At 73.0% G+C, this 15421-nt stretch carries 13 protein-coding genes; 6 read left to right on the plus strand and 7 right to left on the minus strand.

Annotated features, from left to right (window positions below; all coding sequences use genetic code 11):
- Positions 1-67: 67 nt before the first annotated feature.
- Entirely contained in the window at positions 68-1207 is a 1140-nt protein-coding gene (locus BMZ82_RS28570; RefSeq protein WP_093780280.1) for an aminoglycoside phosphotransferase family protein, read from the minus strand.
- Positions 1208-1438: 231 nt separating this feature from the next.
- Here BMZ82_RS28570 and BMZ82_RS28575 point away from each other — a divergent pair, with 231 nt between their 5' ends.
- On the plus strand, positions 1439-2941 hold the full coding sequence (locus tag BMZ82_RS28575; RefSeq protein WP_093780281.1) for a DNA-binding protein NsdB: 1503 nt from the start codon (positions 1439-1441) through the stop codon (positions 2939-2941).
- Positions 2942-2950: 9 nt separating this feature from the next.
- On the opposite strand, the gene BMZ82_RS28580 is transcribed toward BMZ82_RS28575, so the two are convergent.
- On the minus strand, positions 2951-4336 hold the full coding sequence (locus BMZ82_RS28580) for a PP2C family protein-serine/threonine phosphatase (protein WP_093780282.1): 1386 nt from the start codon (positions 4334-4336) through the stop codon (positions 2951-2953).
- Positions 4337-4685: 349 nt separating this feature from the next.
- On the opposite strand from BMZ82_RS28580, the gene BMZ82_RS28585 reads away from it, so the two are divergent.
- Positions 4686-5099 (plus strand): SsgA family sporulation/cell division regulator, encoded by a 414-nt coding sequence (locus BMZ82_RS28585; RefSeq protein ID WP_093780283.1) that lies wholly within the window; start codon positions 4686-4688, stop codon positions 5097-5099.
- Between the two features lie 13 nt (positions 5100-5112).
- Here BMZ82_RS28585 and BMZ82_RS28590 read toward each other — a convergent pair whose 3' ends face one another.
- Positions 5113-6138 (minus strand): Gfo/Idh/MocA family protein, encoded by a 1026-nt coding sequence (locus BMZ82_RS28590; protein ID WP_093780284.1) that lies wholly within the window; start codon positions 6136-6138, stop codon positions 5113-5115.
- An 80-nt stretch (positions 6139-6218) separates the two neighbouring features.
- Entirely contained in the window at positions 6219-7313 is a 1095-nt protein-coding gene (locus BMZ82_RS28595) for a baeRF3 domain-containing protein (protein ID WP_093780285.1), read from the minus strand.
- A gap of 137 nt (positions 7314-7450) precedes the next feature.
- Here BMZ82_RS28595 and BMZ82_RS28600 point away from each other — a divergent pair, with 137 nt between their 5' ends.
- Positions 7451-8233, plus strand: a complete 783-nt coding sequence (locus BMZ82_RS28600) for an alpha/beta fold hydrolase (RefSeq protein WP_093780286.1) — start codon at positions 7451-7453, stop codon at positions 8231-8233.
- An 11-nt stretch (positions 8234-8244) separates the two neighbouring features.
- On the opposite strand, the gene BMZ82_RS28605 is transcribed toward BMZ82_RS28600, so the two are convergent.
- Complete coding sequence (locus BMZ82_RS28605; protein WP_093780287.1) at positions 8245-9702, minus strand: FMN-binding glutamate synthase family protein; 1458 nt, start codon at positions 9700-9702, stop codon at positions 8245-8247.
- Positions 9703-11358 carry an alpha/beta hydrolase gene (locus tag BMZ82_RS28610; RefSeq protein WP_093780319.1) on the minus strand — a complete coding sequence of 552 codons (1656 nt, stop codon included), beginning with the start codon at positions 11356-11358 and terminating at the stop codon, positions 9703-9705. It lies immediately after the preceding gene.
- Positions 11359-11621: 263 nt separating this feature from the next.
- Between BMZ82_RS28610 and BMZ82_RS28615 the strand changes: the two genes are divergently transcribed.
- Both BMZ82_RS28615 and BMZ82_RS28620 read left to right on the plus strand, forming a co-directional pair.
- On the plus strand, positions 11622-12338 hold the full coding sequence (locus BMZ82_RS28615; protein WP_093780288.1) for a chaplin: 717 nt from the start codon (positions 11622-11624) through the stop codon (positions 12336-12338).
- Positions 12339-12465: 127 nt separating this feature from the next.
- On the plus strand, positions 12466-13242 hold the full coding sequence (locus BMZ82_RS28620) for a GNAT family N-acetyltransferase (protein WP_093780289.1): 777 nt from the start codon (positions 12466-12468) through the stop codon (positions 13240-13242).
- 97 nt (positions 13243-13339) lie between these two features.
- On the opposite strand, the gene BMZ82_RS28625 is transcribed toward BMZ82_RS28620, so the two are convergent.
- Complete coding sequence (locus BMZ82_RS28625; protein WP_093780290.1) at positions 13340-13603, minus strand: GlsB/YeaQ/YmgE family stress response membrane protein; 264 nt, start codon at positions 13601-13603, stop codon at positions 13340-13342.
- A gap of 292 nt (positions 13604-13895) precedes the next feature.
- On the opposite strand from BMZ82_RS28625, the gene BMZ82_RS28630 reads away from it, so the two are divergent.
- Positions 13896-15344: a hydrolase gene (locus BMZ82_RS28630; RefSeq protein WP_093780291.1), complete on the plus strand. Its 1449-nt coding sequence runs from the start codon at positions 13896-13898 to the stop codon at positions 15342-15344.
- Positions 15345-15421 lie beyond the last annotated feature (77 nt).

The following is a 15421-nucleotide window of genomic DNA, read 5'->3' on the forward strand; positions in this document are numbered from 1 at the left end:
GTGCGCCGCCGTTCAGGCGCACCGCGGACCTCCGTCGTCTTCGGCCGGTCCCCGCCGACAGGCTCCTTCAGCGTGTGCCGACCGCCGCGCGTACGGCCCGGCGAGCCATCTGGCAGTCGTCGTGCAGCCGCCGCAGCAGCAGGCGCTGCTCCTCGCCGGTCGGTACGCCGCCCGGGTGGGCCGCCCCCGGGACGGTGGGGGCCGGGTCCTGCATCGAACGCTGCACGGCCGTCTCGTAGGTGCGGATCTCGCGGGTCAGGACCAGCATCAGGTTCACCAGGAAGGCGTCCCGCGAGGCCGGGCCCGCCGACTGGGCGAGCTGGCTGATCTGACGGCGCGCCACCGGCGCGTCGCCCAGCGCCGACCACAGCGTCGCCAGGTCGTAGCCCGGCAGATACCAGCCCGCGTGCTCCCAGTCCACCAGCACTGGACCGGCCGGCGAGAGAAGGATGTTCGACAGGAGGGCGTCGCCGTGGCAGAACTGGCCCATGCCCTGCCGGCCCGCGGTGGCCGCGATGCCGTGCAGCAGCTTCTGCAGGTCACCGAGGTCCCGGTCGGTGAGCAGACCCAGCTCGTGGTAGCGGGAGATCCGGGCCGCGTAGTCGAGCGGCGCGTCGAACGTCCCGGCCGGTGGCCGCCAGGTGTTCAGGCGGCAGATCGCGCCGAGCGCCGCCCTGATGTCGGCGCGCGGCGGGGCCTCGGTGGGGTGCCGTTGCAGGGCCGCCACGCGCCCCGGCATCCGCTCGATCACCAGGGTGCAGTTGTCCGGGTCCGCCGCGATCAGTCTCGGCGCGCGCACCGGGGGGCGCTGCCGGACGAACGTGCGGTACGCGGCTATTTCGTGCCGGATCCGCTCGGCCCACACGGGGGAGTGGTCCAGTAAACACTTGGCGACGGCGGTGCTGCGCCCTGTCGTGCCGACCAGGAGCACCGAGCGGCCGCTGCGGCGCAGCACCTGGACCGGGGCGAACTCCGGGCAGATGCGGTGCACCGAGGCGATCGCCGTGCGCAGTTGGGCGCCCTGGGGGCCGGACAGGTCGAGTCTTCCGCTGAGCGGTTGGGTGCCGAGGCCCGCGGGGCGCCGGGTCAGTCCCGCGCCGAGCGCGGGGGCCGCCGACCGTGCGGGGGCGAGGTAGGGGCCGCCACCGCCCGGACGGGGGTGCAGCGACCGGGGCGGGGCGGACACGGAGGACGATGCTGCGTACATGGGGGAAACAGATCCCTTCGTGTGCCGGACGTCTGACGCTGCCCCGACCGGTCCCCCGCGTACACCCTGGGGAGTGTTCCTGGGCGACCGGGTCGGGGTGGCGCGTTCCTACCTGACACCCATGGCCCACTGGCACACCATGTGGCGGACCCTGGCGAAACCCTGGCGAATAGTCGCCCGGCAACTTTCACCGGGCTACTGTCAACTCAGCCGAGAACCTGGGGGCTTGATGTGAGCGGACAACCCAACACCCGCCTCTCGGACTTGTTCGGCCTGGCCGGCTGGTCCAAGGGCGAACTCGCGAGGCTGGTCAACCGGCAGGCGGCGGCCATGGGCCACCCCCAGTTGTCGACCGACACCTCCCGGGTTCGGCGGTGGATCGACATGGGAGAGATCCCGCGCGATCCGGTGCCGCGGGTACTGGTAGCCCTGTTCACCGAGCGTCTCGGTCGTGTCGTGACCATCGAGGACCTCGGTCTGGTCCGGCAGGGGCGTTCCGGGAATCGGCCCGACGGCGGGAGTGTGCCACACCCCGACGGTGTGCCGTGGGCGCCCGAACGGACTGCTGCGGTCCTCACCGAATTCACGGGAATGGACCTCATGCTCAACCGACGCGGCCTTGTGAGCGCGGGTGTCGTCCTCACGGCGGGATCCGCACTCAGCAGTGCCATGTACGAGTGGCTGCACACCGATCCGACCCTCGCCGCCGACGCTCCCGCCCTCGACCACCCCCTCCTCCACCATGCCGACCCCGCCGGGTTCGACCGCTACGAGGCGGCCCCCATCGGAACGGAGGAGGTCGACGAACTGGAGCGCTCCGTCGAGGTGTTCCGCGCCTGGGACGCGGCCCGCGGGGGCGGGCTGCAACGCAAGGCGGTGGTGGGACAGCTCAACGAGGTGGGCGGCATGCTCGCCTACCATCACCCCGCCCATCTCCAGCGGCGCCTGTGGGGCGTCGCCGCCAACCTCGCCGTCCTCGCGGGCTGGATGTCGCACGACGTGGGTCTGGAGCCCACGGCCCAGAAGTACTTCGTCATCGCCGCCCACGCCGCGCACGAGGGCGGCGACCGGCCCCGGGCCGGCGAGGCGCTCTCCCGGGCGGCCCGCCAGATGGTCCACCTCGGCCGGCCCGACGAGGCCCTGGACCTGATGAAGCTCGCCCAGTCCGGTGCCGGTGACAACGTACTGCCGCGCACCCGGGCGATGTTCCACACCATCGAGGCCTGGGCGCAGGCGTCGATGGGCAAGGGGCAGGCCATGCGCCGCACCCTCGGCCGGGCGGAGGACCTCTTCGTCGCCGACCGGGGCGATGTCACCCCGCCGCCCTGGATGCAGACCTTCAAGGACGAGGATCTGTACGGCATGCAGGCCCTGGCCTACCGCACGCTGGCCGAGTTCGAGCCGCAGGCGGCCGTGCACGCCCAGTACTACGCGGAGAAGGCCCTCGCGCTGCGCGTCGACGGGCGTGAGCGGTCGAAGATCTTCGACCATCTGTCCATGGCGTCCGCCTGCTTCATCGCGGACGACCCCGAACAGGCGCTCCGGTTCGCCCGGTTGGCGCTGGTGTCGATGGGGTCGAACTCCTCCCGGCGGACCTGGGACCGGCTGAGCCAGATGTACCGGCTCACCGCGCAGTACGCCGACTACCCGAGCATCAGGGAACTGCGCGAGGAGATCAAGCTGGCGCTGCCGAAGCAGAAGGGGGGCAGGGGCGGCAACAGCGCCCCGGCATAAGGGAGTCGGTCAGCAGGTGACGCGGGCGACGAGCACGCAGGCGTCGTCCTCGCGGGCGCTCTCGCCGCACTCCGCCACGACCATGCGCACGCAGTCCTGTGCGGTGCGCGCCCCGTGCAGGCGGGGGGCGAGGCCGAGGAGGCGGTCGACGGGTGCCAGGGCGTCGGTGTGCAGCAGGAGCAGGTCGCCCTCTTCGAGGGTCGCCTCGGCCTGCCCGTAGGCGGCGCGTGAGCCGGCTCCGAGGAGCACGCCCTCCGGCGCGGTGAGCCGGCGCCCTGTCCCGTCGCGGAACAGCAGCGGGGAGGGGTGTCCGGCCCGCGCCCACGACAGGGTGCGGGTGTCCGGCCGGTAGCGGCAGCAGACGGCGCTGCCGAGGGAGGGTTGCGCGGCGGCGTCCAGTAACTGGTTGAGCCAGGACAGCAGTTGAGCCGGCTGGGTGCCGGCCATGGCCATGCCGCGCAGGGCGCCCAGCAGCATCGCCGTGTTCGAGGAGACGGCCGGGCCGTGTCCGGTGAGATCGCCGACGCTGAGCAGTGTGTGGCCGTCGGCGAGTTCGAGCGCGTCGTACCAGTCGCCGCCGATCAGCGAGGTCGTCGCGGCCGGCAGGTAGTGGGCGGCGACGTCGAGTGGGCGGGGGCCGGGGCCCTGGTGCGCGAGGTGCGGGGAACCGTGCCACGGCGGCAGCACGGCCTCCCGCAGTTCGACCGCGAGCCGGTGTTCGGTCTGCGCCCGGTGCCGCTCGTGCTGGAGCGAGTCCCGGCTCTCGCGCACCGCCCGCTGGCTGCGCCGCAGTTCGCTGACGTCCCGCACCACGGCCCACATCGCGGCGGTGCCGCCGTCGCCGTCGAGCACGGGCTCGCCCATCATGTGCACGGTCCGGACCTCGCCGCCCGGGCGGACGACGCGGAACTCCCCGTCGATGGGCCGGGCGTCCACCAGACAGTCGGTGACCATCGCGGTGAGCTTCGGCCGGTCCTCGTCGAGGACGAGCGAGGGCAGTTCGTCGAGGGTGAGCGGGGGCGCGGCGAGGTCGCGGCCGAGGATCCGGTACAACTCCTCGGACCACACGGCCCCGTCCGTCAGCAGGTTCCACTCGGCGGTGCCGACCCGGCTCAGCAGCGCACCGCGCCGGGCGGTCGCCGGTGCGGCCGGCACCGGTGGCGGGCCGTCCCGTAACTGGGCCAAGTGGGTGTCGAGGTCGTCGAGTTGGTGCAGCGCCAGATCGCAGAGCGCGCGCTGCCAGCGGCCCTGCGGGTCCGCCGTGTCCCCCTGCGCGTCCTGCCGTACGGCGTCCATGTCGCCCTTGAGGCGCCGGGTCTGCGTGATCAGCGCGTCGACCGGGCCGCGCCCGGGCGGCGGGGCGGCCGAGCGGTCCGCGGAGACATGGGGCGGCATGACGCACTCCGATGCGGGAACGGTGAAGCGAAGGCTGAGCAAGGGCTGTGACGACTGTTGCACAGCGCGCGACGCCGTGTAAGGGATTTGGCAACACACGATTCGGTGGTGCTTCTGGCATATGCCAGTGTCTTCGCGGAGGGTCGGCGGACGACGGTTGACGTGCGTCGCGAAGGGGTCAAGTCGTAGGTGGCGTACGTGACTTGGGGGACTCGTGAGGGGGCTGAGGTGACTGCCGGTCGTGTGTTCTACGGCCTTGTGTTCCCTGGTTCCGGCAGTGTGAGGCAGGTCACATGAATTCGATCCCGGTATCCCGTAATGCGAACGGCCCCAGAGAGGTCGTACATGCATGGACATCACTCTTGAACAACCCGTCCGCGCCCGCCTCATCACCGCGGAGGACCAGGAGCTGCCCGTGCCCGCCACGCTCCGCTACGACGCCGCCGACCCGTTCGCCGTGCACGTCGACTTCCCGCCGGAGGTCTCCCTCGCGGGCGAGGCGGTCACCTGGACCTTCGGCCGGGCCCTGCTGGAGCAGGGCGTGGACGGTCCGGCGGGCAGCGGTGACGTGCACATCTGGCCCTGCGGACCGGCCCGTACGGTGATGGAGTTCCACTCCCCGCTGGGACTCGCCCTGTTGCAGTTCAACACGGGCGCCCTGCGCGGCTTCCTGCTGCGCAGCTACGCCGTGGTCGCGGCCGGCCGGGAGGACGTCGACGCGGCGGTCGACCGGGGTCTGCAGGCCCTGCTCGGCAACGTCTGAGGCCCGCCCGGTGTCAGCGACCGCCCCCGGCGTACAGGCCGGGGCGCGGGGCGAGTTCGACGGGGACGCGCGCGCCGCTCTCCAGCGACCGGACCCCGGCCTCGGCGACGACGGAGGCCGCGTACCCGTCCCACGCGGTCGGGCCGGTGACCCGGCCCCGCCGGGTCGCGTCGACCCACGCCTGCACCTCGCGGTCGTAGGCGTCCACGAACCGCACCAGGTAGTCCTGGGGCACCCGCGTCCCGGCGGTGCCCCGCGTGGTGACGAGCACCCCGTGCTCGTCGCCGATCCGCGCGCTGCCCGCCTCGCACACGGCCTCGCACCGCACCTGGTAGCCGAAGCCGCAGTTGACGAAGACCTCCACGTCGACCAGCGCGCCATCGGAGGTCTCGAAGAGTACGAACTGCGGGTCGAGCAGGCCCCGCGGAGCGCCGGACGAAGGGCGCGGGCGCAGCACGGTGACCGAGGTCAGCTCCTGGCCCAGCAGCCAGCGGGCCGCGTCGATCTCGTGCGACACCGAGCTGTCGATCAGCATCGCGCTGGTGAAGTCCGGCGGCGCGCTGGCGTTGCGGTGCGTGCAGTGCAGCATCAGCGGCCGGCCCAACCGCCCGTCGTCCAGCAGGGACTTGAGCCTGCGGTACTCGGCGTCGTAGCGCCGCATGAACCCGATCTGCGCCAGCCGCCGCCCGAGCCGGGCCTCCGCCTCCAGCACCCGCAGCGCCCCGGCGGAGTCCGGCACCATCGGCTTCTCGCACAGCACCGGAAGCCCCCGGGCGAAGGCCGCGAGCAGCGCCTCCTGGTGCGCGGGACCGGGCGAGGCGATCAGCACGGCCTCGACCCCGGGGGCGTCGAGCGCGGCCGCCGGCTCCGTGTGCGCCGTCGCCCCCTCGATCCCGGCCACGGCCTCCTTCGCCCGCGCGGCGTCGGGATCGGCCACGGCGACGACCCTGGCGCCGCTCACCACCTGGTCGAGGCGGCGGATGTGGTCGGCGCCCATGTGTCCGGCACCCAGTACGGCAACGCCCAGCAGGTCACCCACGAGCGCTCTCCCTCCCGGTCGGCGATCACGCCGTAGCGTACGCCGGGGGGAGCGGGCGGTTCAGGGGAGGGAGTCGGGTTTCAGTAGCGCAGCACGCCCGCGATCGCGGCCGCCTCGCCCAGCGCGCCGTCCGGTACGAACCGCACGTCCGCGCCGGTCTCCAGGCACTGTTCGACGATCTCGTCCACGATGTCCTCGCGGGCGTCGAGGTCGCCGCTCACGGCCGGGACGAGATGGGCGCCGTCGTCGCGCACCGTCACCCGGTAGTTCTCCTCGACGGCCAGCAGCCGCACCCGGCCCTCCCGGGCGTTCTGCCAGACCTCGTCGACGCCGGCCGCGAACATCCGGTGGCCGCGGGCCGAGTCGAGGACCCGGGCCAGCGCGGACGTGTCCCGGCGGGCCTCGGCGTCGTGCCGCGGACGCACCGCCTGCCACACGGCGTCCGGCGCGGCGTGGGAGAGCCCGCCGTGCAGGATGTGCACCGCCTCCCGGGTGACCGAGCCCAACTCGTCGAGGCAGGACAGCGCCGCCTGCGTGCCGGTGACGTACAGCGGCCGCGGATCCTCCCGCAGCAGGCGGGCCACGGCGGTGTCGGCGTCGCGCAGGAAGTGCCGGGTGTCCTCGTCGCGGAAGGTGCTGGGCGGGTCGCCGATCCGCTCCTGGCGCTCGGCGTCGAAGTTCTCCCGGTCGCGGGTCAGCGGGAAGCCGCCCGCGTGCTCCTCGGTGACCCGGTCCGCGCCGCCGTTCCACAGGGTGACGCGGTCGGCGGAGACCGCCAGCACCCAGAACGGCCGTTCGGCGGCCTGCGCGGAGACCAGGTTGCGGGTCAGGAAGGTGTCGGAGAGCACGACCCGCTCGGGGACGGCGCGGGCCAGCGACCACACCTGGTGCTCGCCCGGGGCGGCGTAGATGACCAGGCCGTCCTCGGGGTGCGCCAGGTCGATCTCGGCGAGGGCCCGGTCGAGCTGCCCGGCGACGTCGGCGCGCCGCTTGCGGGTCACCGCCGGGTCGCTGTCCAACTGTTTCTTCGCCTCGGCCACGACATTGCGCAGCCGGACCCGGTCCTCGGCGTTCCCGGGTTCGCGGCGATGGGTCGGCGTCAGCACGGACACCGCGGGGTAGGGACGCGGGCGGCGCAGTTCGGAGAGGGTCGCGGGGCTCAGTGCGTGCTCCATAACAGCACGATAGGTCCGAATCGTCCGGCGGGCACTTCCCGAACTCCCCGGCGCACGACGGTGACGGCGGCCTCGCGGCCGGTTACGGTACGCGTCAGTAACCGGGACCGGACCGCACCGCACCGCAGGAGGCACCCATGCCGCAGCTCGAAGTCGACGGCGCAGCACTCACGTACGACGACGAGGGCCCGCGCGACGGCGACGGCGTGCCCCTGGTCTTCGTGCACGGCTGGACGGCGAACCGGCACCGCTGGGACCACCAGGTGGCGCACTTCGCCGAGCGGCGCCGGGTGATCCGGTTCGACCTGCGCGGGCACGGCGAGAGCGGCGGGGCGGGCGTGAAGACGGTCGCGGAACTGGCGAACGACCTCCTCGCCCTCCTCGACCACCTGGGCGTCGAGCGGTTCGTGCCGGTCGGCCACTCGATGGGCGGGATGATCGCGCAGACCGTCGCCCTCTCCCACCCCGAGCGCGTCGAGCGCATGGTCCTGGTGAACTCCATCGGCCGCATGACGTACAGCCGCGGCCGGGGCCTGCTGATGGGGGCCTCGACGCTCGTCCCGTTCAAACTGTTCGTCGCCGCCAACATCCAGCGCGCCTTCGCCCCGGGCTACCCCCGCGACGAGATCCGCGCGTACGTGAAGGCGTCCGCGGCCACTCCGCGCGAGGTCGTCATGACGCTGTACGGCGCCATGCGGGCCTTCGACGTCCTGGACCGGGTCGGGCAGATCCAGGCCCCCACGCTGATGATCCACGGCTACCACGACATCCAGCTCCCGGTGCGGCAGATGCTGCGGATGGCCAAGGCGTACCCGGACGCCACCGTCCGCATCCTCGACGCCGGCCATGAACTCCCCGTCGAGAAGCCGGCCGAGCTGACCGCGGCGATCGACGCGTTCGTGAGCGGCCCGTCCGCGTAACCGCCTTGGCGTCAGCGGAAGTTGTCCGGATCCGCTCCCTTCCAGTCCGCCGCCCACGACTGCGGGGGCCCGGCGAGGAGTTCGCCCGGCGCGAGCCACTCGTACAGCTCCGCGTACGAGCGCGGCGGGCCCGGGTCCGCCCGCCGGACCAGATGGGCGGGGGTCAGCTCGCCCGGCGCGCGGACGCCCATCGCCGCCATGACCGCGACGGCGTCGCGCACCGTCTCCCGCTGGTAGCGCCGGACCCGGTCGGCCCCGGCGGCCACGTCCACGGCGCGCTCCCGCAGCGGGTCCTGCGTCGCGACGCCGGACGGGCAGTCGCCGGTGTGGCAGCGCCGGGCGCGGACGCAGCCGACGGCGAGCATCATCGCGCGGGCCGCGTTCGTGTAATCGGCGCCCTGGACAAGGCGTTTGACGAGGTCCGGGCCGGTGGCCACCCAGCCGCTCGCCCCGATCCGGACCCGGCCGCGCAGTCCGACACCGACCAGCGCGTTGTGCACGGTGATCAGCCCCTCGGTGAGCGGCATGCCGAGGCGTCCGGCGAATCCGGTGGGCGCTGCGCCCGTGCCGCCCTCCGACCCGTCCACCACCACGAAGTCGGGCGTCACGCCCTCCGCCAGCATCGCCCTGCACACCGCGAGGAACTCCTGCCGCGACCCCACGCACAGCTTGACCCCGACCGGCTTGCCGCCCGCCGACTCCCGCAACCGGCCCAGGAACAGCACCAGTTCCCGGGGCGTCGAGAACACCCGGTGGCAGGGCGGAGACACCACCGGCTCACCCACCGGCACCCGCCGCTCCCGGGCGACCTCGGCGTTCACCTTCACCCCCGGCAGCACCCCGCCGCCGCCCGCCGCCGCCCCCTGGGACAGCTTCAGCGACACGCACTTCACCTCGGGCAGCGCCGCCTTGTCCGCGAACTCCCGTACGTCGAAACCCCCGTCGGCGGTGCGGCAGCCGAAGTACCCCGTCCCGATCTCCCAGATGAGATCGCCGCCGCCCCGCAGGTGGTACTCCGACAGTCCGCCCTCCCCGGTGTCCTGCGCGAAACGGCCCAGCGCCGCACCCCGGTTGAGGGCGAGGACCGCGTGCGAGGACAGTGCCCCGAAACTCATCGCGGACACGTTGAGCAGCGCCATGTCGTACGGCTGGACGCAGTCGGGCCCGCCCACCCGCACCACCGGCGCCTCCTCGGCCGCCTCGACGGGGTGCAGCGAGGGCACCAGGAACTCGTCCCGGTCTTCCTCGCCTTCGTCGAGCACCCGCGCCGCCGGATACCGCAGCCGCCCGGTCAACGGGTGGCCCCGCAGTACGGGGCGGCGGCGTTGCAGCAGGTCCCGGCCGCCCAGGCAGGTCAGCGCCAGCGCCGGGACGGCTGCGAGCCACCACCGGGCGGACAGGGCGCACGCGGCGGCCGTCGTCCCGGCGGCGGCGAGGGCGACGAGCAGCAGCGGCAGGAACCGGCGCACTCAGCCGTCGTCCTCGTCGGGCCCGCAGGAACTGCCGCTGGGCGGCAGGGAGCCGTACAGCAGGAAGTCGTCGACCTTGCGGTGCACGCACTTGGACGACCCGTAACCGGTGTGCCCCTCACCCTTGTTGTCGAGCACCACGGCCGAGGAACCGAGCCGCTTCGCCGTCTCCACGGTCCACCGGTACGGCGTCGCCGGGTCGCCGCGCGTGCCGACCAGCAGCATCTTCGGCGTGCGCAGGTTCTTCACCTCGTCGCGGATGAAGTCGGTGCCCTTGGGACGGCCGTAGCACATCAGGACCTCGGTGAGGCGGTACTGCCCGAACACCGGTGACGCCTTGTCGTACGCGGCCCGCAGCCGTCGCAGGTCCGACGTGAACTGCCCGGCGCTGGGACGGTCCGGGTCGTCCGCGCAGTTGATCGCCATCAGCGCCGCGGGCAGGTTGTCGAGGGGCACGTCCTCCGCGTCGACCAGCGCCCCGGGAGTCGGCTCGACGCGGCCCGGCGCCCGCAGCGGGAAGGGCAGCGGATGCGGCAGCGGGAGTGGGTGGAGGAGCGGGAAGGCGAAGCCGCCGGCCGCGAAGCCCATCACCCCGCTGGCGTCGCCGCTCTCGATGAGCTGGGCCAGCGCCCGCTCCAGCAACGGCCACAACTGCCTGCTGTACAGCCCCTGTCCGAGAGCGCCGACGAGATCCTGACCGGAGAAGTCGGCGCCGAAGTCCGTCGGCACCGGATCGTCGTCGAGCGAGCGGACGAGCCGCACGACCTCCTCGCGGGCCACGCGCGGATCCTGCCCGAACGGGCAGGCGATGTCCTTCACGCACCAGCCGACGAAGTCGTCCAGCGCCACCTGCTGCCCCCGCGCGCCCGCGATCCCCTGCTCCGTGAGCGGTTCGGTCAGCGTGTCGACGCCGTCCAGGACCAGCCGGCCGACCCGGTCGGGGAACCGGGCGGCGTAGACCGCGCCGAGCCGGGTGCCGTACGAGAAGCCCAGGTAGGTGAGCTTCTTGTCGCCGAGCGCCTGGCGCATCACGTCCAGGTCGCGCGCCGCGTCGACGGTGCCGATGTGCGGCAGGACCGGGCCGGAGTGCTCCACGCAGTCGGCGGCGGCCCGCTTCAGGCGGGCGAGGAGGGCCCGCGGATCGGCGCGCGCCGACTCGTCGTCCAGCGAGGCCAGCCCGCTGTCCTCGCCGTCCCCGCAGCTCACGGGGGAGGAGCGGCCGACGCCCCGGGGGTCGAAGGTGACCACGTCGTAGGCGTCGGTCAGATCCATGAACTCCTTGCCGCTGTAGGCGAGTTCAGGGACGCCCGCGCCGCCGGGGCCGCCGAAGTTGAGCACCACCGAGCCGCGTCTGTGGCCGGTGGCCCGGTAGCGGGCGAGCGCGAGGTCGAGCGTGCGGGCCTTGGGGCGGGCGTAGTCGAGGGGGACGGTCAGCTTGGCGCACTGGAGGTCCTTGGGCATGCCCTCGCCCTTGCACGCCGACCACACGATCTTCTGGCCGTAGAACCGGGACAGGTCCGGGCGGTCGTCGGCGTCGGTGGCGCGGTGCGCGGTGGCCGTCGGCAGGCCCGCGCCCAGCAGGGTCAGTGCGGCGGTCGCGGCGAGCGCGCAGCGTCGCAGCCCGGGCCCGGGCCGCCTCGGCAGCTTGGCCAGCATCAGTGCCTCCAAGGACGCCCGCAGCGGTCCGGGAACGGCGCCCTCGATCACGATAAGCGGCCTCCGCACGACCCGCCTCCGGGCGGCCTGGACACCGCCCGGCAGCCCCTTCGGCGGCCCCTGCGCCGGGGGGTGACATCAGTTCGACGCAGCGGGCACCCAATGGGGTGAAAGGGGGTTCAGGCATAACGCGGGATGCCTCGCGGGCGTTCTATCGGGTGCGGGCGAGTGCCCGCGATCCATGTCTGGAAGGCAGGGACCCCATGAGACGGGTTACCCGAACCGGTGTGCTGGCCGTCGCCGCAGTCTCCGGCGCGATGGCCGTGACACTGCCCGCACACGCCGACTCGGCGGCGAACGGCTCCGCGGCCGGCTCACCCGGGCTGATCTCCGGCAACGGTGTGCAGCTCCCGGTGAACCTCCCGGTGAACCTGTGCGGGAACACGGTGAACGTGGCGGGACTGCTGAACCCCGCCGCGGGCAACACCTGTGCCGACAAGGGCGAGGCCGCCGCCCCCGGGGCGCACGGTGCCGCGTCGGACGGCGGCGCCACGGCTAACGGCGGCGCGCAGGACTCGCCGGGCGTCCTGTCCGGCAACGGGGTCCAGTTGCCGGTCCACCTCCCGGTGAACGTCAGCGGCAACAGCGTGAACGTCGTCGGCATCGCGAACCCGGCGTTCGGCAACGAGTCCGTCAACGCCTCCGGCGAGGAGCCCGCGCGGCCCGTCGAGCCCGCGCCGCAGCCGCCGGTGCGGCACGACAACCCGCCGTCCGAGCCCCAGCACCCGGGCCCGAAGCCCGCCGCGCACACCCCCGCCCACGCCCCCGCCCTCGCGGCCCAGGCCAAAGCGCCCGAGGCCGTGTCCTCGCTGGCCCGCACGGGAGCCGACGCCACCCTGCCCGCCCTCGCCGGCAGCACGGCCATGGTGCTCGGCGGAGCGGCCCTCTACCGCAGGTTCCGCCCGCGCACGGAGCGCTGACCGCCGTCTCCTGCCGTGAGGACGGCCGGTAGGTCGGCCCGGTCGGCCCGCAGGCCCCCGTGGAAGCAGGGGGCCTGCGGCCGTAATCCCCTTGTGAGGGGTGCGCCGGGATGCTGGAGTGGGCCGTATGGATCATGCCGCGGTACTCGCCCTGTACGACCGGGAGATGCGCGAAGGCGCGCGCCCCGAGACCTCCGACGCCCGTGTCGAGCGGACCGGGGGCGTGGTCCGGCACATCGGCGGCGAGGGCGGCTGGAGCGGTGTCCTCTGGTCGGACCTGGACTCCGCCGACGCCGACGCGGCGATCGCGGAGCACGTCGCCCACTTCACCCGGCTCGGCCACGAGTTCGAGTGGAAGCTGTACGGGCACGACCGCCCGGCTGACCTCGGGCAACGGCTCACGGCGGCCGGTTTCACGGCCGATCCGCAGGAGACCCTGATGATCGGCGAGACGGCCGACCAACTCGGCGACGCCGAACCGCCCGAGGGCGTCCGCATCGTCCCCGTCACCGACCGGGCGGGCATCGAGCTCATGGTCGAGGCGAACGAGAAGGCCTTCGGCCACGACGGCTCCTGGCTGCGCGACCTCCTGCACGCCCGCCTCGGCGCCGAGCCCGACGTGTTCGTCGCCCTCCTCGCCATGGCCGGGGACGTGCCGGTGAGTTCGGCGCGGATGGAACTGATCCCCGGCACGAGCTTCGCCGGGCTGTGGGGCGGCGGCACCGTCGAGGCCTGGCGCGGCCGAGGCGTCTACCGGGCGCTGATCGCCCACCGCGCCCGCATCGCCGCCGAGCGCGGCTACCGCTACCTCCAGGTCGACGCCTCCGACCAGAGCCGTCCCATCCTCCAACGCCTCGGCTTCGCGGCCCTGAGCACGACGACGCCGTACGTGTACGCGAAGTAGGCGGTGAGCGGTAGGGGGAGAGAGGGAGGGGCGGGGAGTGGGGCGGGAGGGGCGACGCCGTGGGAGAGGTGCCGGTCCGGCGGTGTCGCCCCGTCCGTCAGCGCCGTCCCTTCGCCCGGTCCAGTGCCGCCACGCCCACCGCGGCGAGGGCGATCTGGATGAGCCACTCGATCCAGTCGACGCCCTTGGTGTCGGCCACGCCGAGCCCGGTGGCGAGCGCCGAGCCGATCAGCGCGGCCACGATGCCGACGCCGATCGTCCACAGCACTCCGATGCGTTGACGGCCCGGGACGACGAGCCGTCCCAGTACGCCGATGATGATGCCGATGAAGATGGCACTGATGAGGCCGTCGATCTCCATCTCCGCCCCTCCGCTTCTCCGTGGGACCCCGATGCAGTGCTTGTGCCCGCTGCGCGCCGGGGCAGTCCGCCGCGCCGGGCGGCGCTCGAAGCGTTGACGTTTCCACGCACGCTCATTGCCCGCGTTTGATGTTCACCGGGCGGGCATGCCATGTACCTTTCAAATCAGTCCACGCGTGTAGAGCCTGCGGAACCCTTCGATGTGGGGTCTACGCGCGCAGATCAGGCGCCCGCACCCGCCTCGTGTCCTTTCGTGTCTTCTTCGTGCCCCCCATCTCACGGAGGTTCGCCGGATGCTCGGATCACAGAGATCCCGCCGCAAGCTCAGCACTCTCCTGGCCGGCCTCGGGCTGCTCGCCACCGGAGCCGCCCTACAGGTCAGCACCAGCGCCACGCCCGCCCACGCGGCCACCCCCCACCGCGTCCTGTTCGACAACGCCCACGCCGAGACGGCCGGCAACGCCGACTGGATCGTCTCCACCAGCCAGCCCGACCCGCTCGGCCAGGACTCCTCCCCGTCCGCCGAGTCGGACTGGACCGGCGCGCTGTCCTCCTGGGGCGTCGCCCTCCAGAAGACGGGCGACTACAGCCTCAAGACGCTCCCGTCGGGCTCCAGCCTCGGCTACGGCGGCTCGTCGGCCACCGACCTGTCGAACTTCGACACCCTGGTCCTGCCGGAGCCCAACACGCTGTTCACCACCGCCGAGAAGACGGCGATCATGAACTTCGTGAAGAACGGCGGCGGTCTGTTCATGATCTCCGACCACACGGGCGCCGACCGCAACAACGACGGCGAGGACGCGGTCGAGATCCTCAACGACCTGATGACGAACAACAGCGTCGACTCCACCGACCCGTTCGGCTTCTCCATCGACTCCCTCTCCATCAGCTCCGGCTACCCGGCCGCGATCAGCGACAGCGCCGACCCCGTCCTGCACGGCTCCTTCGGCACCGTCACCAAGAGCCTGATCGCCTCCGGCACCACGGCCACCCTCAAGCCGGCCGACAACTCCTCCGTCAAGGGCCTGCTGTACCGCAGCGGTTACTCCGGGAACACCGGCGCCTTCTTCGCCACCAGCACCTTCGGCAGCGGCCGGGTCGCCTTCTGGGGCGACAGCTCGCCCATCGACGACGGCACCGGCCAGTCCGGCAACACCCTCTACGACGGCTGGAACGACACCGGCGCCACCAACGCCGCCCTCGCCCTCAACGCCACCGAATGGCTGTCGGGCGCGAGCGGCAGCGGCGGCGGTGACGACGGCGGCACCGACTGCGCCGACACCCAACTGCTCGGCAACGCCGGCTTCGAGTCCGGCGCCACGACCTGGAGCGCCACCAGCGGCGTCATCACCAACTCCACCGGCGAGTCCGCCCGTTCGGGCTCCTACTACGCCCTGCTCGGCGGCAACGGCACCGCCGGCACCGAGACCCTCTCCCAGTCGGTGACCATCCCGTCCGGCTGCTCGGCGACCCTCGCTCTCTACCTCCACATCGACACCGCGGAGACCACCACCAGCACGGCCTACGACACCCTGGGGGTGCAGGTGCTCAACAGCTCGGGCACGGTCCTGGGCACCCTGGCCACGTACTCGAACCTCGACGCCGCCTCCGGCTACACCCAGCGCACCTTCAGCCTCGGCGGCTACGCCGGTCAGACCGTCACGCTCAAGTTCACCGGCACGGAGGGCTCCAAGCTCCAGACGTCGTTCGTCATCGACGACACCGCGCTCAACGTCACCTGACGTCAGGCGGTGCCCCGGCACGGCACCTGACCGTGCCGGAGGCCGCCCACCTGGGCGCGACAGTGCGGCGGGGCCGC

It is taken from the genome of Streptomyces sp. yr375, from assembly GCF_900110755.1.
GTDB lineage: Bacteria > Actinomycetota > Actinomycetes > Streptomycetales > Streptomycetaceae > Streptomyces.

What these genes read in the sequence shown, in the direction of transcription:
- BMZ82_RS28570 (WP_093780280.1), bottom strand. Translation starts at nt 1,207, where the DNA reads ATGTACGCAGCATCGTCCTCCGTGTCCGCCCCGCCCCGGTCGCTGCAC.
- BMZ82_RS28580 (WP_093780282.1), bottom strand. Translation starts at nt 4,336, where the DNA reads ATGCCGCCCCATGTCTCCGCGGACCGCTCGGCCGCCCCGCCGCCCGGG.
- BMZ82_RS28585 (WP_093780283.1), top strand. Translation starts at nt 4,686, where the DNA reads ATGGACATCACTCTTGAACAACCCGTCCGCGCCCGCCTCATCACCGCG.
- BMZ82_RS28595 (WP_093780285.1), bottom strand. Translation starts at nt 7,313, where the DNA reads ATGGAGCACGCACTGAGCCCCGCGACCCTCTCCGAACTGCGCCGCCCG.
- BMZ82_RS28600 (WP_093780286.1), top strand. Translation starts at nt 7,451, where the DNA reads ATGCCGCAGCTCGAAGTCGACGGCGCAGCACTCACGTACGACGACGAG.
- BMZ82_RS28610 (WP_093780319.1), bottom strand. Translation starts at nt 11,358, where the DNA reads ATGCTGGCCAAGCTGCCGAGGCGGCCCGGGCCCGGGCTGCGACGCTGC.
- BMZ82_RS28615 (WP_093780288.1), top strand. Translation starts at nt 11,622, where the DNA reads ATGAGACGGGTTACCCGAACCGGTGTGCTGGCCGTCGCCGCAGTCTCC.
- BMZ82_RS28620 (WP_093780289.1), top strand. Translation starts at nt 12,466, where the DNA reads ATGGATCATGCCGCGGTACTCGCCCTGTACGACCGGGAGATGCGCGAA.
- BMZ82_RS28625 (WP_093780290.1), bottom strand. Translation starts at nt 13,603, where the DNA reads ATGGAGATCGACGGCCTCATCAGTGCCATCTTCATCGGCATCATCATC.
- BMZ82_RS28630 (WP_093780291.1), top strand. Translation starts at nt 13,896, where the DNA reads ATGCTCGGATCACAGAGATCCCGCCGCAAGCTCAGCACTCTCCTGGCC.